This is a genomic window from Candidatus Eisenbacteria bacterium (assembly GCA_016930695.1).
Lineage (GTDB): Bacteria > Orphanbacterota > Orphanbacteria > Orphanbacterales > Orphanbacteraceae > JAFGGD01.
This window is the reverse complement of the sequence record JAFGGD010000060.1, coordinates 1-21,090: the sequence shown is the minus strand read 5'-3', so window position 1 is coordinate 21,090 and position 21,090 is coordinate 1. Positions and strand designations below refer to the sequence as shown.

The window sequence follows — 21,090 nt, the reverse complement described above, 5'->3', positions numbered from 1 at the left end:
GGCTCTCGTTGCACCATTCCGCCGGAAGGCCGCGCCGGGCGGCGGAAGGGGACCTGTGGTGACCTCCAGGCGGATTCTGCCATTCCTCCTGCTTATCGGCATCTTGCTGCGTGTGGCTTACCTCGCCGGCCACAGCCGGGCCCCCGAGTTCCGCGAGCCGACTCTGGACGCCCGATGGTACCACGACCGGGCGGTCGCGTGGGCCGACGGCTCCCCGGGGACCGAATGGGACCTCTTTCGCGCCCCCTTCTATCCTCTCGTCCTGGGGCAGATCTACCGCGTCTTCGGGGTGAATCCGTGGGTCCCCCGCCTGTTCCACTCCCTCCTCGGTCTCGGCGCGATCCTCTTTATCTACGGCATCGGCGCCCGAGCGTTCGGGCGAACCGCCGGGCTCCTCGCCGCGGCGATCGCCCTCTTCTACGCCCCCTTCCTCTATTTCGAGGGGGAACTTCTCGTCACGACGCTTTACCTCTTTCTGATCCTGCTCGCGGCGTGGCTGGCGATCCGCGCCGCCGAAAAGGGGGGCGTCCTCTGGGCGGCGGCCGGTCTCGCCCTCGGCCTCGCCGTCGTTACCCGGCCGACGGCGCTCGTGATCGTCCCCTTCCTGATCCTCTGGCAGATCTTCCGCCTCCGCCGCCGCGCCGCCCTGCCGGTTCTTCTTTTCGCCGCGGGGATCGCCGCCTTCCCGCTGGTCGCGGCCGCCCGCAACCGGGCGCTCTACGGCGAGTTCACACTCGCCTCGCAGGGAGGCGTCAATCTTTATATCGGAAATAACCTGATCTCCGACGGGAAGACCGCCACGGTCCCCGGCTGGCTCGACGTCTCCTATGAGACGAAGGAGTACGAGGACAACGTCTCCCTGGCGGCCACGCGGATCGCCGAGAGGGAGGAGGGGCGCCCACTCGGTCCCGCCGCCGTCTCCCGGCACTGGACGGCGAAGTCGCTCCGCTGGATGATGAACGATCCGGGCGCGTCGCTCGCCCTCTTCGGCCGGAAGCTCTACTATCTGATGAACGGCTACGAGATCCCCAACAACCGTTTCGTGTTCGAGCATTTCCGGGAGTACGCGCCCAACCTGCTCCGCTTCTCGATCTGCGCGGCGTGCCTGATCGCCCTCGGAACCGCCGGAATGTTTCTGCCGGTTAGGCGCCCCGCCGCGCGCGAGATCCTGGCGATCTTCCTCGCCGCGCAGGCGCTCGGCGTGGTCCTCTTTTTCGTCTGCGCCCGCTTCCGGATTCCCATCCTGCCGTTCTGGATTCTTTTCGCCGCGCACTTCCTCGCGCGGGCGGTCCGGGAACGCCGCCGCTTTCTCCGGCGCGCCGCTTTCCCGGTCGCGATCTTGCTGCTGGTGATCGGGCACACACGCTTTTTCGGCGTGGACACGGTCGGCGACAGGCACGTCGTGCATTTCAACCGCGCCTGGGCTTTCGCGCGGACCGGCGATCTCGAGAGGGCGGAGAGGGAGTACGCGCTCTCCATCGAACAGGGTCCTCCGAATCCGCGGGCGCTCATCAACTACGGCGCGGTATTGGCGGAACGCGGCAAGCTGGACGAGGCGGAGAGGGCCTTCGTCGGGGCGCTACGGATCGCCCCCGAATACGGCGGTTTCGTCTGGAACAACCTCGCCATGACGCGGATGCTCGGCGGCGATTGGGAGGGGGCGCGGCGCGATTTCGAGCGCGCACTCGAGGCGGACCCGCGGGACCCGGAGGTGTACATCAATCTGGGGAACGTGCTTCTCGCGCTGGAGCGGCCGGAGGAGGCGATCGCCCGTTTCGACGAGGCGATCCGGCGCGGGACGGCGCGCGCGGTGCTGGCGCGGCTCGGCCGGGCGATGGCGCTCGCCGACATGGGCCGCCTGGACGAGGCGGCGGACGAGGCGGAGGAGGCGGCGCGGTCGATGCCGGAGTCGCGGGCCGGTTGGGTGGTGCTGCACGAAATCGCGCGCCGCGCCGGCCGGGACGAGACGGCCTCCGAGGCGCTCCGGCGTTTCCACGCCGTCACCGGGCGCCTACCCGTGCGGGAGGATCTGCCGGAGTGGTGGAGGGATTGAGTTGTTGATCGCCGGCGAAGCGCACGAACGCTGGATGGACGCCGCCATCCGAGAGGCGGAGAAGGCGTCGGAGGAGGACGAGGTCCCGGTCGGCGCGGTGATCGTGCATGAGGGGCGGCTCATCGGTCGCGGCCACAACCGGACCGAGGCGACCCGCGACCCGACCGCCCACGCCGAGATCCTCGCCATCGGCGCCGCCGCGGAGGCGCTCGGCTCACGCCGTCTCGAGGGGGCGACCCTCTACGTCACCCTGGAGCCCTGCTTCATGTGCGCCGGCGCGATCGTGCTGGCGCGGATCGAGAACCTCGTCTTCGGCGCACTCGACCCCAAGGCGGGCGCCTGCGTCAGCCTCGCCTCGGTCCCGACCGACCCCCGCCTCAACCACCGCGTCCACGTCCTCCACGGCGTCCGCGAGGCGGAGTGCGCCGCCCTCCTGGAGCGGTTTTTCCGGAAGATGCGGAAGAAGGAGGAATAGTCCCCCCTGGATCGCCGATTCCTTAGAATCTTCGGGCGAGGGAGAGGCGGATCCGTCCGCCGTCCGTCCAGGACTCCTCGTCTTTCGATGCCCCCGTTTCCGCCGGCCCCTCCTCTTCTCCTCCCTCGTCCCCTCCGGTATTCTTGTCGCTTTTATAAGTATGGGCATAAACGAACTGCTGCAGGTCGATTCGAGCCGTAAACGCACCCAAGACAAGATCCGCGCCCAGGGAGATCGCGGCGAGCTGGAGGCGATCCAGGTTTAAAGCGTCCGATTGGTAATCGCTTTTACCGAACACCAGAAATGTGGGGCGCCAGGACTCGACGAAGAAGTCCGTATAGATGTCGTACCATGTCGCGCCCGTTCTGTAGCGGAGCATCCCGCCGGGAGGACTCTCGAAACCGGCGTGAACGCGGTACCACTCTACCTCGCCGGCGGCCTTGCAGGTCCTTCTGATGCCGAGGAGATCGATCAACGTTTCGGTGAAGGGCCAGAATTCCACCTTCGCCCGAGCCTTGCCGCTCGCCCTCACCCGTTCGGTGTCGAAAAGCCATCGATAGCGATCCCCGCGCGACTCGAACGCGAGGAGATACGACTCGAGATCGATGTCCGCGTAGGTGAGCGTGCCGAAACGCTCGTACGACCAATACGCCTCTCCGCCGAGGTCCGCCTCGTATTTCGTCCAGCGGAGAAGGAACCCCGCCCCTCTTTTCCCGCTCCACCCGCATTCCGCCTGGTACAGGTCGGCGCTCCCGATCGGCATCAGCTGGTATTGGGGAATCGTGCGGACGGGTTCGATCGAGTCATAGCCGGCGTCGGTCAAACCGGCGGCGACATGAAGGCCGGAGGGGAGATCGATCCGGCTCATCAGCTTGAAGTCATCGGACCACGTGTTCAAAGAGGCGCTTCCCGGCTCGCCCTCCAGATCGAACGAAAAGACCTGCAGTTTCGCGCTTCGCCCCGTTTCCACTTGAAAGACGACCCCGGAAACGGGCCGGTATCGGAGTCCGACACGGCCCGCCGGCGCCGGCAGGTCGTCGTCCTGCCGCCAGAGAGGAACGGTTGCCTGGAAGGCGACGCGGCGATCGAGAGCGGAGATTCGCACGCCTCCTTCCGCGCGCGCGGTCCGGTCCTCGAGCCGGAGTTCTCCCGAGGAGCCGTCCCACGCTCCGGTCGATCGAGGGCGGACGATCCGGCCGGCGAATCGCACGCGGAGCGCGTCGAGAGTCGTCTCGTCCGCCCAATGAGTCGCGTACTCCTCGTGGGATAGAGCCCCCCAATTTCCCGTCAGATCATCGGTGATCGGTTTCCCGAAGGCGGCGTCGAATGAGACGGCCGTTCCGGGGAGAGAGACGAAGTCTCCCCACCAACCGGTCCCGTCGCTCACCGGAGACAGAAACGGATCGCCGCCCAAACCGATCGCGGATCGACTCCCCGGCTGAAGAAGGTCGAGGACGAGGCCGTCCGTGTCCGCGTGCGCCGCTCCGTCCATGAGAAAAAGGGCGACTCCGATCAAGGCCGTGGCGCGTGCCTTCGCCCATTTAACGGGAATAGGCATCGCCCGCCTATTGCTCCCAACCAGCCGGAGGTGTCGGGCCGCTGCTGCCTGCGCCTCCATTGTCGAGCCACTCTTCCAGATCCCAGTCCCAATTCCCCTCGGTCCAGTCCAGATCCCACCGGCGTTCCCACCGGCTCTCGGTGATGCCGAAGATGTCCCAGAGATCTTCGGTGGAAGTCATATCGGGAAGAAGACCGTTCATCGTCGGGTCGGGCCACGACCATTCGTCGAAGGTCTCGGCCTCCCAGGTGATAACCGGAATGTAGACCCACGAATCGGCGTAATCGTAATAGATGTTCATGCTGACTTGGATAGGCCGGGATCCCGCGGCGAGGTCACCGTAGTAACTCGCGTACCCATAGAAATAGCCCGCCCAGCTCGGCTCGGCCTGGACCTGGGTCAGTTCATCCGCGAGGATGTCCTGCAAAGCTTGAGCAATAAACGAAGTACCGTAGCCATCGATTTCGTATTCCGCGTCGCCCCGATGGATGGCCAGGTTGACATAGGCGCCGTAGTTTCCGGACGAGGGGACGATTACCGTGGTCGTGGTGTTTTCGTTGTAATCGGTATCATGCGTTTCCCAGGGCCAGCGCACGATCGTTCCCGTGTAGGCCGGTAGAAGCGCCTTCCAGTCCTGCACGGGGCTGGTGAAGATCGGCTCGAAGTGGAGCGTCAGCGGCTCATCCGCGGTGGCGCTGTCGCTATCCCAGTCATCCGTGCGAACGTACCCGTTTCGCATGGCGTTCCGGAAGTTCTCCAGATTGTAGCGAATCGAGTCGACGTCGGACCTTTCGATCTCGATGTCCTCGCGGTAACTGTAATTATCCGGACCGATCTTGATGATATCGTCCCTCTGATCGTCCTCTTCCGCGAGCAGGGATACGATCGCGGAATCGAGATCGTCCACCGAGTCGAAGAGGCGGTCGTACGCGTCCTGCATCTTGGCGGCGCCGCCGTTTTTCAGAGTGAGCCAACCGCTTCCCGGTTGGATCGCCTGGTGGAGAGTGAGGCTGTCGTAGGCGTCTAATTCGAGGTTGTAGGCGGCGGCCACCCGAATCGCCGCCGCGAGAAGATGGCAACCGGAACGGAGCGCGAGCACATCCGTTCTGTCGATCTCGGCGTTCTCTTCCTCCTGGTCTCCTTGCATTTTGCCGGACACGATGAACTGAAAATCCCGTTCGGAGGCCACCTCGTCCAGGTAACCGATGGCATCCTCCACCTGCGGGAGAACCGTCGTCTCGAGGAGATCCTGCACGTCCGCGATGCCGGGAACGCTGTCTTCCATCGCCTTCATCGTCCGCCGGGCGATCGCGAGAGAGGTCAGGGGCACCACGTCGAAGGGGAGGGAGAGGGCGTCGCGTCCCGAGGAGAGGGTGATCGGAATGCCGAGGGGGCGCTTCCCGGTGCTCTCCACGCTGAAGGGGATGTTCTCGTCCAGGTAGTCCTGCCATTCGTCGAAGGCGTCACCGACCGCGGCGTCGGTGCTCAGGAGGAGAAGGCTCGTCACGGCCGCGCCGAAATTGGCCGTCGGGCAGTCCGGTGCCGCGACCAACGCGTCCATGTATAGATCGTAGGCGTTGGTGAAATCGACTTCCGAGGGGTGTTCGATCTCGCCCGCGCGGTTGAACTGTTCGTAGAGCACGCTCTCCAACTCGGCGTTCGCCAAGACGAGTATCGAATCGGCTTCGGGCGTGCATCCGTAATCGTGATCGTCGTTCTCTTCGGGATCCGTGCCCCCTCCGCATCCGAAGAGGAACAGGGCAAGAGGCAGAACGAACAGGATGGTCCATGCGTGGCGATACTTCCGGGTGAGCATGTCACTTCCTCCTCGGGGTTGATGGAACACGCCATTACGTAATATTTATAGGCTCACTGTGCGGGAGTGCTGAGATGATGTCGCCTGAAGCCTACTGCAAGTAAGATCCCCTCTTACGCCGTTGGAATTCCGTGAGCTCTGTAGAACACGCGCCAATCGATTACTTCCTGCAACATCTCTTCCGCCGCTTCCCGCGCCCATTGCAGCAAATCCGCATAAGAGGGAGCCTCGTCCCCCTCGCCCGGCGGGGGAAAGCCGTTCAGCAGTTCCTCGAGGCGGTACTCCATCGATTCGGAACGGCCGGTAAGACGTTCCAGTTCTCCCTGGCTTTCGATGCCGTGAAACGCCGCGGCCCACGCGGGAAGACTCGCCGCGAGAATCGTGAGCAGCGGAAGAAGAAACCGATATAGCTCGACGTGAAGCGCGCGGGAGACGGGATGGGCGATCAGATGAAAGACACAGGCGACCAGAGTGACGAGGAAAAGGGCCGCTCCTCCCCGTTCGAGGCAGGCGCGCAATCGCTCGTGGTTTTTCCGTATGCTCGAGTGGTAGAGCTTCTGCGGTTCGAGCCACTCCCGATAGAGCATTTCCCGACAGGCCCGGCGGTAGTCGCTCGTGAGGGAAACGGATACCATGCCGGCCTCTCGAAGCACCGACCGGAAATGCCAGTTCATCCAAGTCCCCGTGAGATCGCCCTGTATTCTCGCGTGCGCGGGGAGCCGTGTAAACGGAATGCTGGTGGCGAGGGGACCAAGGTAGCGCATCTGCCTGAAAAGCTCCGCGAGAATGCGGTAGTCCACCGCCTTCAGATGCCAACGCCGGCGACGCCCCACGCGCTGAACGAGCAAAATCGTCGCGATGCAGACGAGTTCGAGAAGAAGAAAGAGAACCTCGTGGGAGTGAATGAAGTTGGCCAGAAGCACCAGAGTCACCGCCGCGGCGCCGAGAAGATAGTTCATGAGAAAGGAACTTCGATAAAGATCGGCGTAGTGGATGGCGAGACGGCTCGCCCATGAGTAGTGGCCGGCGAGAAACGCCCGGTAACGATCGATGTCGCCCCTCTTGTTCTGGGGCTGGTCGGGAAGAACGGCCGGTTCCGGTTCCCGCCAGACCCCTTCGCGGAAAGGAGCCGTGAAACGCCCCCAAGCGGCTCCCCAGGCGCGTCCGATGATTAAACGCCGTCCCCAGCGCTTCCCGATCTCTTTCTCGGCGCAGAAAGAGGCGTATTCCTTCTGTTGCTTCCTGTAATGCTCCTCGGGATACGCGCTGCTCGATCCCCCGTCCCGTGCGGGAAAGAGGATGTCGAGAAGCCGCTCCTCCAATTCTCCCGGCGGGCATTCGGTCACCTCGTTCGCGCGAGTGGAGATTCGGAGATGAAATACGCCGGGATCGTCGGGACTGACCACGATGACCGGGATTCGTGCCGCGAGCGCTTCTCGAACGATCTGCCCGGTTCCGCCCACTCCCTCCGGATCGCCGCCGTCCCAAACCGCGAGAAGGATGTCCGCGTGTTCCAACACGACTCGTCCCACCGCTTCGTAGGCGGCGCCTGCGTTCTCGCGCGTTCCGCAAAGTTCGAGAACGGCCGTCGCGCGCGCGATGAGAGACCGGAACCGGGCGAGCGCCTCGGGACTCGCGTCGAAGTCCTTCCGGTACTCGTCCGCCGGAAAAGGCAAAGGCGATTGGAGTTCGTATCCCAAATCGAGAGCGATCTCCGCCACGATCTGGTCGGCCCCATCGGCAAGGGGAGAGACAACCGTAGCCAGGATCTCCTTTTCGAAAAGCTCCGGGCACCCGGGAAGGGGGTCGCACCCTTCGACGGCCTTCCGGATTCTGCGCAGGATTTCAAAGGTACGGACTTTGATCTCTGCTCTGTCCGTGGAGGAGAGTCCCCTGTGTCCGGTCACGCCGACGCGAACGGTCTTGCGGACCCGGCGGGGAAGAGCGGGGGGAGTATGGTTCATTCTCGTTCCATTCACTTCGCTTCGAGAAGATAGTCCCCAAGTGATGACCATCGGGCGGATCATAGCAGCCGAACCACGGGGACAGCAACCTCGGGCTGAAGGCCCGCATCTCTTCCGGCCATTCTTCTTTTTCTGTGGCATTCCCCGTGGTTGGATCGTGTACTATAAAAGAGCATACAAACCAGAGCGATTCTCGAAGTGCGCGTGAACGCTTCCTTTCGGGGAAAAACCGGCACGGTTGAAAAGCACTTATGAAGATCTCCCGGCACAGATCCCTTCCGCGCCACCGCGGCATTTCTTGTCTTCGACGATTTCCCTCCGGCCACCTTCGAACCTCTCCGAGGCCTTCCGGTCCTGCTTTTCGCGGGAGATCGGAGACAATCCTATGAAGCACATGGTGTTCCTCAGTCACGCCAAGGAGGACGCCGCGACGGCGAACGCCATCTGCCGTGGTCTCGAGGCGAAGGGAATCGGCTGTTGGGTCGCTCCGCGGGACGTGACTCCCGGCACGGATTGGGGCGAGGCGATCGAGGGCGCTCTCCGGGAATGCAAAGTCATGGTCGTGGTTTTCTCCCCCCTTTCGAACGCATCGGACGATGTCTACCGGGAGATCGCGGGAGCGGCGGACGGGAACATGAAAATCGTCCTGTTCCAGATCGAGAAAACGACGCTCGCTCCGCGCCTGAAGTACTTCCTCCGGACAAGCCAGTGGTTGGACGGGGATCCCAAGCCGTCGGGCATGGAGATCGATTATCTCGCCGACACGATCCGGGGCCTGATCTCCGGTTCGGGCGTTCTGGAGGATTCCCGGCACAGACTCCTGAGCGCGCGCCGTAGAAAACAGCGGCGGAAGGCTCTTCTGTTCACGCTGCCGGTCGCGGCCGCCCTCGCCGCCCTCGTTTTTCTCTGGATTCAGTATCGTGAGAGTCAAGCGGCGGACGGCCGGAGCGGGGGCGCGGCTCCACGAACCGGCGTGTTTTCGCTCCACTCCATTCCCTCCGGAGCGGCGGTGTTCCTGAACGGAGACTCCGCCGGGGTCACCCCGCTCGTCCGTCTCGACTGCGAGCCCGGACTCTATACATTGGAGTTCCGCAAAGAGGGATATACGTCACAGGACACGGTCGTTTCGATCGGTGCGGGAGAGCGGGTCGTTCTCTCTCTCCCTCTGGGGGAAGACGCGCCGGTCCCCCGCGAGACCGCCGAGAATCAAGCGGTCGATTTCGGCACTCTGTCGGTACTATCGACTCCTCCGGACGCGGCGATTTGGATCGGCGGGAGCCGGATCGGTACGACTCCTTTGCGCAACCACAGGCTCCCCGCCGGAAGCTACCGTGTCGTCGTGAAAGCCGAGGGCTTCGAGGAGTTCCCCAAGGACGTCGAGATCCGCGGAGAGCGCAATTCCTCTTTCAACGCGCGGTTGCTGAAGATCACCGGACAGCTCCGCGCCACCTCCGAGCCCTCCGGCGCCGAGGTGTGGATCGCCGGCCGCCGAGCGGGAGTGACGCCGGTGACGATCGACAGCCTTCCTCCAGGCGAGCATTCCATCATCTTTCGAAAAGCGGGTTATATCGAAGACCGGCGGACCGCGTCCGTGGAGGCGCGCGCCGAGGGCCGGGTCCGCGGAATCCTGAATGAAGCGTTCTGCGACCTCACGGTGCAAGTGATCCCCTCCGGAGAGATCTGGGTGGACGGCGAGCGGAAGGCGGAGGACGGAAACCGGCCCTGCAGCGCCGACCTTCCTTTCGGGTCCCACACGATCACGGCGGCGCACCCCACTTTCGGTCGTTGGACCAAGGAGGTTCGACTCGGCGCGGCGGACACGACCATTGTTTTCGACTTCACACCCAAGTTTCAAATCAAGGTCCTGTCGGAGCCGCTCTACGCGGAGATCTGGATAGACGGAGAGTTCTCCGGGATCTACACGCCGAGCGATCTTCATCTCCGCCCGGGAGAGCACACGATCCTGGTGAAGAAGGAGGGGTACACGACGGTCGACGATCCCGTGAGCCTTACGCTGGAAGAGGATCGTCCCCAGCCGTTTCATTTTACGTTGCATGCGGCGCCCTGATGCGGAGCGCCGCTCGTTCCCTCAAAGGAGGTTTCCCCCCATGTGTTTTGTGCGGAACGGTGAAGGCGGAGCGCGCGGTTCTCGATCGTTCCTCGCGCTGCTCGCTCTCCTGGTCGCGGCGTCGGTCCTCTATGCGCAAACGGAACTGGCCGTGCCGGAGCTGCGGCGCGCGGACAAGGTCTACTCGGAAGGCAACTTCGACGAGGCGATCCTGATCCTCAAGGATTATCTCGAAAAGCCGGATCTCGCCCAGTCGGAACAGGAGGCGGCGCTTCGCCTTCTGGGGTTGAGCTATCTCGGCAAGACCTACCGGGACGAGGCGCGCGAGGCGGTGGCCAACCTCCTTCGTCTGGTCCCGGACTACCAGCCGGATCTGGAAAACGACCCGCCCACCTATGTCCGATTGGTCGAGGAGACGAGGGAGATCATCGCGAAAGAAGAGAAGGGCCCGGGGGAGGGCGGCTCCCGCAAGTGGATGTACGCCGCGGGCGGAGCGGTGATCGCCGGCATCGCCATCGGTATCGCGTCCGGGGGAGGGGGAGGAGGGGAGGAAAACCCGACCACTCTCGATCCCATTTCCCGCCCCCCGGGACTCCCCGAGTAGAGAGGAAGGAGAGGAACCATGAGAAAGAACACGCTTTCCATCGGAACGTTTCTCATCGCTCTCGCCTTCCTGAACGCGGGTGGGGCTTGGAGCGATACGATCGTGCCGGGCGGCACGATCAACAATGAAACATGGACGAAAGCGGGATCGCCCTATTTGGTGCAAGGCAACGTTTCCGTCGGGACGCTGACGATCCAGTCGGGCGTGCGCGTCGTTTTCGACGGCGATTACGAATTCACCGTCACCCATATGCTGACGGCGATCGGGGCGGACACCGACTCAATCTATTTCCAGGCCGTTCATCCCGATTCCGTGTGGGGGGGAATCCACCTGGAGAGCGTCGATCCCTCCACGCGGATGAGCTACTGCCTGATCCAACACTCCTCCGGCAGCGGTCTGCGGATCACCAACAGCCCCATCTTCATTGATCACTGCGGGATCTCCGACAACACGGCGGACGAGGGGGGAGGTCTCTCCGTGACGATGGACGCGGAGGAGGGCGAACTCCGTTTCGAGAACTGCGTGATCGCGAGCAACCGGTCGACGGGAAACGCCGGAGGGATACGGGCGAATATGGAGACCGGCTCCCTCTTTATGCAGGACTGCGTGATTACCGGGAATACCGCGAGTGATTCCACGACGATGAACAGTTCCAATGGAGGGGGTCTTCACGTTTCGGGGTCGGGTGGAGTGTTTTTGAAGAGATGCCAGGTCTCCAACAACCGCGCCAATGGAAATTGTAATACAGGTGGATGCTCCGCATACGGTCGGGGAGGTGGTATCTACGCAGGCGGCATACTGACTTTGGAGAATTGCGAGATCAAGGGAAACAAAGCGTGGGCGAGAGAATCAGAATTCCACGATGCATGGTATGAACATGTTGAATACGCTTATGGCTATGGAGGGGGCATCCATGTTTACAACGGAACATTGCTGGCGGTTGCCTGCGTAATCTCCAATAATGCGACCACCGTGGCATCCGCAAACAATCCCTACGAACGAGGCTCCGGCGTCTATCTGGAATCCGGGAGCGCCGAACTCGTCAACTGCACAATCGCCTACAACGATGACGAGGGTCTCCGAAGAGCGGATGGTCCGTTGAAGGTCACCAACTCGATCGTTTACAACCACGACGAATACGAGATCGTCGGCACGGCCACGGTCACCTATAGCCTCGTGGAGGGGGACCACTCCGGAGAGGGGAACATCGACTCCCTCCCCGACTTCACGAGCTTGACCGACCTCCGGATCAAGGAATCCTCCCCCTGCGTGGACGCCGGGAACCCCCATCCCGACTACGACGATCTTTGCTTCCCTCCTTCCTATGGAACGGAACGCAATGATATGGGCGCTTATGGAGGTCCGGAAGCGTGTGGGTGGATCATCTGTCCGCCCGAAGGTCCTCCCGCCGCGCCTACCGGGATCTCGGCAACGGGAGATTCGGACTTCGTGACTCTCTCCTGGCATGAGAACTGCGAACCGGACCTCGACGAGTACCGGATCTTTCGGGGGACGGGCGCGAACCCGACGACGCAGATCGCCTCCGTCGCGGCCGGAACGACGGAGTATGTCGACGAGGCGGTCACGGTGGGGACCAAGTATTACTACCGCCTGAAAGCGCACGACTCGGAAGATCTGCTGAGCGGTTACTCGGCGCAGGTTTTCGCCACGCCGGGGCCCCGGCCCTCCTCTCCGGAGGGTCTCACGGCGGAGGGTGGGGACGAGAGGGTCACTCTGACCTGGGATGCGAACCCGGCCGGGGAGACCGTCGCTTCCTACCGCGTCTATCGGGGCGTCGTTTCCAATCCCACCACGGAGATCGCATCGGTGAGCGCCGGATCCGACACCACACTGACCTACACGGACACCGGCTTGGAGAACGGCACCACCTACCATTACCGCGTCACCGCCGTGAACGACGCCGGCATCGAGGGGGATTTTTCCGAGGACGTGCCCGCGACTCCCGGCGACTACGCGCCGCCGTCCTCCCCGACCGACCTCTCGGCGGCGGCCGGGAACGCGCGGGTCACGCTCACCTGGGATTCCAACAACGAATCCGATCTGGCCGGCTATCTTCTCTATCGAGGATCGACACCGAGCCCGACGGCGGTGATCGACACGATCGCCCCTTCGGAGGAGGCGACCGTCACCTACGAGGACACGACCGTCGTCAACGGGAACACCTATTACTATCGTCTGAAGGCGTTCGACACGCAGGCAAACCTGAGCGGCTACTCCTTCCAGGTGAGCGCCACGCCGCAGGGGATCGCCGATCTTTCGGTGGTGAAAATCGTGGACGACGCGAGCCCCGACGTGGGTGGTCTGGTCACCTACACCGTGACCGTGACCAACCACGGCCCGGAGCACGCCACCGGCGTGCAGGTTCGGGACGAACTCCCCGACGGACTCACTCCGACCGGTTCGTGGCCTCCCGGCGGAACCACTTACACCGGCGGGGTCTGGAACGTCGGCGCCCTCTCCAACGGCGTGAGCCTCGCCCTCACGATCCAGGCTTCCGTCGACCGTTCCGGCACGATCGTCAACCGCGCCGAGGTGATCGCGTCGAACCAGACGGACGAGGATGCGTCGAACGACGCGGACAGCGTCTCGGTATCCGGGCTCCTGGCGGACCTGGCCGTGTCGAAGACGGTGGACCGCGAGAGTCCTGCGGTGGGGGACACGGTGGTCTACACGGTGGCGCTCGAAAACGAGGGGCCGAGCGGCGCGACCGGCGTTACCGTGGCGGACGGCCCGCCGGCGGGGATCACCTTCTTGTCCCACACGGCGACCGCCGGAACGTATGACGGATCGGTCTGGACCGTCGGTTCCGTGGCGGAGGGGGCGCGCGACACGCTTCTCGTCCGCGCTCTTGTCCAATCCTCCGGCTCGCACATCAACACCGCGTCGATCGCCTCCTCGGACCGACACGATCCCAACGTGGGGAACGACGTGTCGAGCGTCACCGTCTCCGACTCCCTGGCCGACCTGGCGCTCCTGTTGCAGGTGGACGAAGACCGGCCGAACGTGCGGGATACGATCACCCTCACTCTGCGGATCGACAACAACGGTCCCTGGCAGGCGACGGGAATCGAGGTCCTCTGCGGGAAACCTTCGGGGCTCACCTTCCTCGACGCGGAACCGAGCATAGGAACGTACGGGAGCGGCATCTGGTATCTATCGGGACTCTCCTCCGGCGCCGGCGCCACCTTGACCATCCAAGCGACCGTCGACGTCCGCTCGTCGATCGTGCAGACCGCGACCATCACGCGGAGCGGGCTGGCCGACGCGGTGACCTCGAACAATCAATCGAGCGTCACGGTGAGCGTCAACGCGTCGCCGTCGATCGCGCTCAGCCCCCCCACCGCACCGAACGCCGGAGACCCCATGGTCGTCGTGGCCATGATCACCGACGACGGCGGGATCCAATCGGCCTGCATCCGCTACCGGCTCGGCGGCTGCACAGAGTGGTCGGAGGCGGTTATGAGTCCGGTTTCCGGTTCGCAGTATCAGGGGACCGTTCCGGCCGACTCGGTTACCGCCCGGGGTTTGGCGTTTTACATTCGGGCGGAAGACGGGGACGGAGCGATACGGGAATCCGGCGTCCACCATATGAAAGTCAACGTGACCGATCTTCGGAATCCGAAGGTTCAGGCGAGCGGGCCGGATGCGGAGGATTACCGCCTCGTTTCCGTGCCCATCGATTTGGTGGACCCCGATCCGGGCGCCGTATTAATAGACGATTTCGGGGAGGCCGACACGACGCGCTGGCGTCTGTTCGGTCTCACCGTCGGCCAGGAGTACGTGGAATATCCGAACACGGAGGACTTCGAGCCGGGTCGCGCGTTTTGGTTCGCCACGAACCTGACGAACAGGCATCTCACGACCGGCAGCGGTACTTCTCTTCGCCTCGACGAAGAGTCTTCCATCAACCTCGTGCCGGGATGGAACTTCGTCGGGAGCCCCTTCGACTTCCCGATCCCCGCCGATCGAGCGCGGCTCGAGTCGGGGGGCGCTTTGGAGTTCGAAGAATTCGAAACGGAATGGGGCGCATTCGACGACACGCTTCGCCCCTTCGAGGGATACGCGGTGTACGCCGGCGCGGACGATCGATTGATCATCTGCCCCGATTGCCGGCCCGGCATGGACGTCGGGAAGATCGAAACGGCGGCAGCGGATTTCGCGATCCGGATCCTCGCGAGTTCGGGGTCGCGCCGGGACCGGGACAACGCGGCCGTGGTGATCGGGGGCTCCAAAGCGGATTGGGATTCCCACGACCGGGCGGAGCAGCCGGTGATCGGTAAATACATCACCGTGTTCTTTCCCCATCGCGATTGGGACGGGCCGGCGAAGCGCTTCCGCGTGGACGCGCGTCCCCGGATCGGCCGGGGGGAGACCTGGCCGTTTGAGGTGCGCGCCAACACGGGCGAATCGGTGGAGATCCGCTTCGAGGGGATCGAGACGGTGCCGGAAGAATACGATGTCTGGCTCGTGGATCAGGCCCTCGAAGTCTCACAGGATCTCAGGCGCTCGGCGAGACACGTGATTTCCAAAGCATCGGAGGAGAATCCCGGCCGATTGCTCTTGATTGTCGGCACGAAGAGCTATGTCGATGAGGAACACGAGAGCCGGGGGCTCCTGCCGGAGCGCTACGTGCTCGAATCGAACTTCCCGAATCCCTTCAACCCGACCACGACGATCCGATTCGGCATTCCACGGCGGGAAAGGGTGACGCTCCGGGTCTACAGCGTGCAGGGACGCCGGGTGGCCTCTCTACTCGAGGGGGAACCGATGGAGGCGGGCTATCATGCCGTGACATGGCAGGGCCGAAGCGACGGGGGGCGCGCCGTGGCGAGCGGTGTCTACCTCTACCAACTCACGGCCGGCTCGTTCCGGGAAACGCGGAAAATGGTGCTGATTCGGTGAGGATGGCGGCGGCCGTCGTACTTCTTCGACGTCCCGTATAAGAAAAGAGAGCGGCCGCCCGGTCGATCGATCGGGCGGCCGGTCGTTTTAGGGGCGAATCGTTCCGCGTTACCGGATCAGCACGATCCTTTCCGAGTCGACGGTCGCGCCGGCGGCGAGGCGGACCAGGTAGACGCCGGAGGGGGCGGGGCGTCCCGCGCCGTCTCGTCCGTTCCATCGCGCGGCGTGGCTCCCCGCGGGGAATGTCCCGCCGGCGAGAAGGGCGACACGCCGTCCGGCGACGTCGAACACCTCGAGGCGGGTCTCTCCGGCGCTGTCCAACGTGAATCGGACCTCCACGCTCGGATTGAAGGGATTGGGGGCGGCGCCGTCGATTCGGGCGCGGGGGGCGGGCGCGCCGGAAGGGGCGGCCGTCGTGGTCTGATTCTCGTACCAAACCACCCGGTCCGCGGCTCGGCCCGCGGCGAGAACGTCCAGATCGCCGTCGCCGTCCATGTCCACCCCGGTGAGGGGCCACGCCTCGGCGAGTTCGCCGTCGATCACCTGCTTGGTCCAGGTGAGGGGATCGCCCCCCTCGTTGCTCCACCAGGCGATATCCTGTTTGGTGTGCGCCGCTCCCAGAATGTCCATGTCGCCGTCGGCGTCCAGGTCGGCGCTCGCGATGGAGCTGGCGCCGGTGAAGCTGGGGGCGACGATCTGCTTCACCCAGCCGGAGGGATCGCCGCCGTCGTTTCGCCACCACGCGAGATCGGACAGGGAGAAGGCGGCGGCGAGCACGTCGGTGAGGCCGTCGCCGTCCAGATCGGCGGAGCGCACCTCGTGGGCGCCGCCGAAGGCGCCGTCGATGAGTAGGCTGGTCCATGTCGTCGACGAGTCGCCGTCGTTCCTGTGCCAATGGACGCGACCGTTGTCGTAGGAAGCGCTCAGCACGTCGATGTCGCCGTCGTCGTCGAGGTCGACCGGCCAGGCGGAGACGACGCCGTCCGCCGATGTGGTGATCGTCCGCCTGGTCCAAACCGGCGGGTCGCCCCCGTCGTTCCGGTACCAGGAGACGTCGTCAATCAGGTAGGCGCAGGCGACCAGGTCGAGGTCTTGGTCGCCGTCCATGTCCACCGGATAGACCTGTTGGGCGCCGTTGTAGGCGTTGTCGATGGAGATGCGGGTCCAAAGAATCGGATCGCCGCCGTCGTTTCTCCACCAGGCGAGTTCCCCGGCGAGTTGGGCCGCCCCGACGATATCGAGGTCCCCGTCATCGTCCAGGTCGCCGGTGTTGACGTAATGGGCGCCGTCGAAAGCGCCGTCGATCACCGTCGCCGGCCAGCCGTCGGGGCCGGTCCCGGGGTTGAGCCAGAGGGTCAACTCGTCTCCATAGAAGGCGCAGCCGAGCACGTCGATGTCGCCGTCCTTGTCCAGGTCGACCGGGTGGATGGAAGAGGCGCCGTCGAAATTGTAGGCGATCACGTGATCGTCGAAGGTGATCGCGGCCGTCGCCCCCGCGGGAAAACCGAGAAGCACGGGGAGGACGGCGAGAATGGCGGCGATGACGGTCGTTCCCGCGGGGAGGCGGGCGCCGAGGCGGGCGGCTTCTTTTCCGTTCATGAATGGAGACCTCCTTTCCCTGTCGTACCATTATGGAGAATGCGCCGCCGTGCCGCCTGGAGAGGGCGTTTGGATAGACGGAGGATTGCGTGAGCGGCGGGCGATGAGCCGAAACGGGGAGGTTCGCCGATCCCCTCGCGCACGATCCCGTCCCGGAGAGGTCCGTTCGCTTCGAACGGGGCGAGGGGAGCGTTACCACGGAGTCGCCGGATCTCGCGCGGCGGGCGGTCCGCCGCCGTGGCGGCCGAACCCCGTAAAACCCTTTGACAATTAGCCTTCCAGCTGTTATACTGCCGAAGCGGGTTGGTGGTACCTGTGCCTCACCTCGCTCCGCGCACCTATCTTCAGCAGGTATTACCCCCGTATTGCCTCACTTCGGCCTTGCTATGCCTTGAAACGACCGGGCTCGCGGGGATCGCCGCGCGTTCGATCGGTTGAAGGTCCCCCCGGCCGGACGGCGATCCTCGCGGGGGGGACCCTTGAACGGAAAAGAAATGGTCGCACGGCGCCGCGGGGTTGTGCGGGAGGGCGGGCTCTCCTCCGCGAACCGCTCGGCGCGGGGCCGGTCCGGCGAAGCGGTTCTCCGGCCGGCCAAGGGGTATCCGAACCGAGAGAGGTGACTGATCATGAGAAGACTCTTACCGTTCCTCGTCGTGGCCGTCTGGATCCTTCTTGCCGTTCCGGCCGGCGCCGACTGGGATCCCGGCCAGCCGGCCAAATGGGTTCAGTTGCCGGATCTCTCGCCGATGGGGATCGACGTGAACGCCACCGAGCCGTACATCCTGGCCGACGATTTCCTTTGCATGGAAACGGGTCCGATCACGGACATTCATGTGTGGGGATCGTGGTACATGGACATGGTCGATCCGGCGCCGACCTTCATCCTGAGCATTCACGCCGACATTCCGGCGTCCGAGAGCCCGACCGGTTACAGCATGCCCGGCCAGGTGCTCTGGTACAGGGTGTTCCAGCCCGGCGAATACGTCGCCCGCGTCTACGCCGAGAACATCGACGAGGGATGGATGGATCCGCCCGATTACTACATCTTCCCCGGGGATCATGTTTGCTGGCAGTACAACTTCTTCATCGATCCCGCGGACGCCTTCTATCAGGAAGGGAATGCGGCGGAACCGATGGTGTACTGGCTCGACGTCCAGGCGATCGTCAGCGGGCCGGGCGCGTATCTCTTCGGATGGAAGACCACCCTGGACCACTGGAACGACGACGCGGTCTGGGGGCAGGGCATGGAACCCTTCCTCGGTCCCTGGTATGAACTCATCTACCCGCCGATGCACGAGATGGCCGGCCAGTCGATCGACCTCGCCTTCGCCATCACCACGACGACCGAGGAGGAACTCGATTGGGGCGACGCCCCCGATCCGAATTACCCGACCTACGCGGCAAGCAACGGCGCGAATCACGTGATCGTCCCCGGCGTGTTCCTGGGCGCCGGCGTCGATCCGGAGACGGACGGACAGCCGGACGCGACCGCCACCGGCGACGACCTGGACGGCAACGACGACGAGGACGGCGTCTTCTGGAACGCGCTGCTCATGCCGGGGCTGCCCTCTTCCTTCGATGTGGTCACGTCCGCCCCGGGCTTCATCGACGCCTGGATCGACTTCGGGAACGACGGAAGCTGGGCGCAGCCGATCGATCAGATCGCCGCCGGTGTCTGGGTTCCCGCCGGCACCACGACGATCCCATTCCTCGTGCCGCCCATGGCGATCGTCGGGCCGACCTTCGCGCGGGTCCGCTTCAACACGGCGGGACCGCTCCCCTTCACCGGCGCCGCTTCGGACGGCGAGGTGGAGGACTACAAGGTCTGGATCGAGGAACCGGTGGACTACAAGTGGATCCAGATGCCCGATCTGGACACCACGGGCATCGACGTGAACGCCACCGAGCCCTACGTCCTGGCGGACGACTTCCTCTGCCAGATGCCGGCGTGGATCACGGAGATCACCATCTGGGGTTCCTGGCTGGACGACTATCTCCCCTTCGGCGTGGATCCGATGGCGGTCGATTTCACGCTCAGCTTCCATTCCGACATCCCCGATTCGGTGAGCCCCAACGGGTACAGCATGCCGGGCGAGCCCCTCTGGTTCATGGTCTTCCCGGCGGGAAGCTTCATCGCTGAACCGTATCAGGAGGGGATCGAGGAAGGTTGGCTCGATCCGCCGACTCAGTACTCCTTCCCCGCCGACTGGACCTGCTGGAGGTACCGCTTCTTCGTTCCGATCGGGGAGGCGTTCCATCAGATGGGCCGGCCGGACAGCAACGTCGTCTACTGGCTCGACGTGCAGGCGCGCCCGCTCGACCAGGAGGCGAGATTCGGCTGGAAGACCTCCATCGAGCACTGGAACGACGACGCGGTCTGGGGGCAGGGGATCGAACCCTACTTCGGACCGTGGAACGAACTGCGCTACCCCTTCGGTCATCCCTACCATCCGGAGTCGATCGATCTCGCATTCGCGCTCCGTCACGAGATCGACACCGGGGTCGGAACCGATGAGGCGCCGGCGACCTTCCGTCTCGGAAGGAACGTGCCGAACCCCTTCAACCCGATCACGACGATTCACTATGACGTCCCGGCCGGCGGCGGCGCGGCGACCATCGAGGTCTTCGACGTCTCCGGGCGGCTGGTCCGGACGCTGGTCGACGGCCAGTCCGCGGCGGGGAGCCACCAGGTCGTCTGGGACGGCCGGAACGCCCGGGGGAGAAGCGTCCCCTCCGGCGTTTACTTCTACCGTCTGACCGCGCCCGGCGTGGAGATGACCCGCAAGATGGTTCTTCTCCGTTAACGGACGAACAGACAGGCGAAACACGAGCGGGCCCGGGGATCTCCCCGGGCCCGTCCTATAATCCGGAAACAGTCGATTCCGAGTCCGTCCTCTCCACTCTCCCCCTGTTTGCCGGGGGAGAGAGAGCAAATAAGTATCCGGGTTTCATCGCCCACTCTCCCTTGTCCCGCAAGGAGTTCGGGGCGTGGCGGCGGCCCCGGCCCCGGGGAAAAGGGCCTTGCGGGGAGAGGTCGGAACGGGTATTCTCTCCCAAGGTTTCCGGTTCCCGCCGGCGGGGGAATCCCAACGTAGGGACCGGGGCCCGCCGGAGAGATGCCGGAGTGGTTGAACGGGGCGGTCTCGAAAACCGTTGAGGGTGCAAGCCCTCCGAGGGTTCGAATCCCTCTCTCTCCGCCAGATGCGTTATAATCGCGACGGCCGTCTCGGACATCGATCGGAGAGATGCGAGAGTGGCTGAATCGGCGTGATTGGAAATCACGTGTAGGGGTAACTCTACCGAGGGTTCGAATCCCTCTCTCTCCGCCATTTTTTTTATAAGCCGCGCGTAGGGCGATCGGAACGGTGGGGATGTAGCTCAGTTGGGAGAGCGCTGCCTTCGCAAGGCAGAGGTCGGCGGTTCGATCCCGCTCATCTCCACCACCTCCATTTCACCCGAAACGAACCGCGCCCGGACGCCATCGAAAGGTCGTGCTAGACGGGGAGGTAGCGGTGCCCTGAACCCGCAATCCGCTATAGCGGGGTTGAATTCCTTTCCGAGGCTCGGCTCGGCGGAGGCAGGGAGCGAGAAGCGGCGTTGACGGTCGGGTCCCGCGCGATGGCGGCGCGTGAACCCCGTCAGGACCGGAAGGTAGCAGCGGTAAGCGGGCTCAGCCATGCGCCGCGGGTGAGCTTGGCCTGAGTCGTCTTCTCGTTTTACGCTCCGTTGGTGAGGGTCGAAGAAAGGTGCACGGCCTCATTTGATCCGGCCGGCGCTCGGTCTTTCTGCTGCGGCTTCGGATCGCCGGCTGCGAGGCCTCGTTTCCGTCGCCGGTTTCCTCAATGTAGCTAAGGCTACATCTCCGGAAACCGGCTCGTCCAACTCGGCCTCTCGCCTACCGATCCGAAGCCTCGCGACGAAAGACCTCGCGCCGGACGGATCAGATCCGGCGCCGGAAAGGGAAAGAAACCGGAGAGGATCGAAAGACCTCGCGCCGGACGGATCGGATCCGGCGCCGGAAAGGGAAAGA

General features: G+C 64.2%; 10 protein-coding genes, 3 tRNA genes and 1 other RNA gene. 10 read left to right on the top strand and 4 right to left on the bottom strand.

The window, feature by feature from the left end:
* The first annotated feature begins 58 nt into the window (after positions 1–58).
* A complete protein-coding gene (locus tag JW958_14665) occupies positions 59–2,053 on the top strand; it encodes a tetratricopeptide repeat protein (GenBank protein MBN1827491.1) in 1,995 nt (664 codons plus the stop codon).
* Positions 2,054–2,087: 34 nt separating this feature from the next.
* Entirely contained in the window at positions 2,088–2,528 is a 441-nt protein-coding gene (locus tag JW958_14660; protein MBN1827490.1) for a nucleoside deaminase, read from the top strand.
* A 22-nt stretch (positions 2,529–2,550) separates the two neighbouring features.
* Here JW958_14660 and JW958_14655 read toward each other — a convergent pair whose 3' ends face one another.
* The 3 genes from JW958_14655 to JW958_14645 all read right to left on the bottom strand — a co-directional run bounded on the left by JW958_14655 (position 2,551) and on the right by JW958_14645 (position 7,866).
* Positions 2,551–4,086, bottom strand: a complete 1,536-nt coding sequence (locus tag JW958_14655; protein MBN1827489.1) for a hypothetical protein — start codon at positions 4,084–4,086, stop codon at positions 2,551–2,553.
* A gap of 7 nt (positions 4,087–4,093) precedes the next feature.
* Positions 4,094–5,902 (bottom strand): hypothetical protein, encoded by a 1,809-nt coding sequence (locus JW958_14650; GenBank protein MBN1827488.1) that lies wholly within the window; start codon positions 5,900–5,902, stop codon positions 4,094–4,096.
* 113 nt (positions 5,903–6,015) lie between these two features.
* Entirely contained in the window at positions 6,016–7,866 is a 1,851-nt protein-coding gene (locus JW958_14645; GenBank protein MBN1827487.1) for a hypothetical protein, read from the bottom strand.
* 385 nt (positions 7,867–8,251) lie between these two features.
* Here JW958_14645 and JW958_14640 point away from each other — a divergent pair, with 385 nt between their 5' ends.
* Genes JW958_14640 through JW958_14630 form a run of 3 tightly spaced genes read left to right on the top strand, consistent with a single transcriptional unit; the run spans position 8,252 to position 15,461 of the window.
* The gene (locus JW958_14640) at positions 8,252–9,934 is read left to right on the top strand and encodes a PEGA domain-containing protein (protein MBN1827486.1); all 1,683 of its coding nucleotides are present in this window, start codon (positions 8,252–8,254) and stop codon (positions 9,932–9,934) included.
* A gap of 40 nt (positions 9,935–9,974) precedes the next feature.
* Positions 9,975–10,538, top strand: coding sequence for a hypothetical protein (locus JW958_14635; protein MBN1827485.1), 564 nt, complete (start codon positions 9,975–9,977; stop codon positions 10,536–10,538).
* Between the two features lie 18 nt (positions 10,539–10,556).
* Entirely contained in the window at positions 10,557–15,461 is a 4,905-nt protein-coding gene (locus JW958_14630) for a DUF11 domain-containing protein (protein ID MBN1827484.1), read from the top strand.
* A 108-nt stretch (positions 15,462–15,569) separates the two neighbouring features.
* Here JW958_14630 and JW958_14625 read toward each other — a convergent pair whose 3' ends face one another.
* On the bottom strand, positions 15,570–17,060 hold the full coding sequence (locus JW958_14625) for a VCBS repeat-containing protein (GenBank protein ID MBN1827483.1): 1,491 nt from the start codon (positions 17,058–17,060) through the stop codon (positions 15,570–15,572).
* Between the two features lie 626 nt (positions 17,061–17,686).
* Here JW958_14625 and JW958_14620 point away from each other — a divergent pair.
* The 5 genes from JW958_14620 (at position 17,687) to ffs (ending at position 20,814) form a co-directional block, all read left to right on the top strand.
* Positions 17,687–19,864: a T9SS type A sorting domain-containing protein gene (locus tag JW958_14620; protein MBN1827482.1), complete on the top strand. Its 2,178-nt coding sequence runs from the start codon at positions 17,687–17,689 to the stop codon at positions 19,862–19,864.
* Between the two features lie 306 nt (positions 19,865–20,170).
* Positions 20,171–20,260 (top strand) — tRNA-Ser (locus tag JW958_14615).
* 39 nt (positions 20,261–20,299) lie between these two features.
* Positions 20,300–20,389: transfer RNA gene (locus JW958_14610), tRNA-Ser, on the top strand.
* A 38-nt stretch (positions 20,390–20,427) separates the two neighbouring features.
* Positions 20,428–20,503, top strand: a tRNA-Ala gene (locus JW958_14605).
* Positions 20,504–20,549: 46 nt separating this feature from the next.
* An RNA gene (gene ffs, locus JW958_14600) (signal recognition particle sRNA large type) lies at positions 20,550–20,814 on the top strand.
* Positions 20,815–21,090 lie beyond the last annotated feature (276 nt).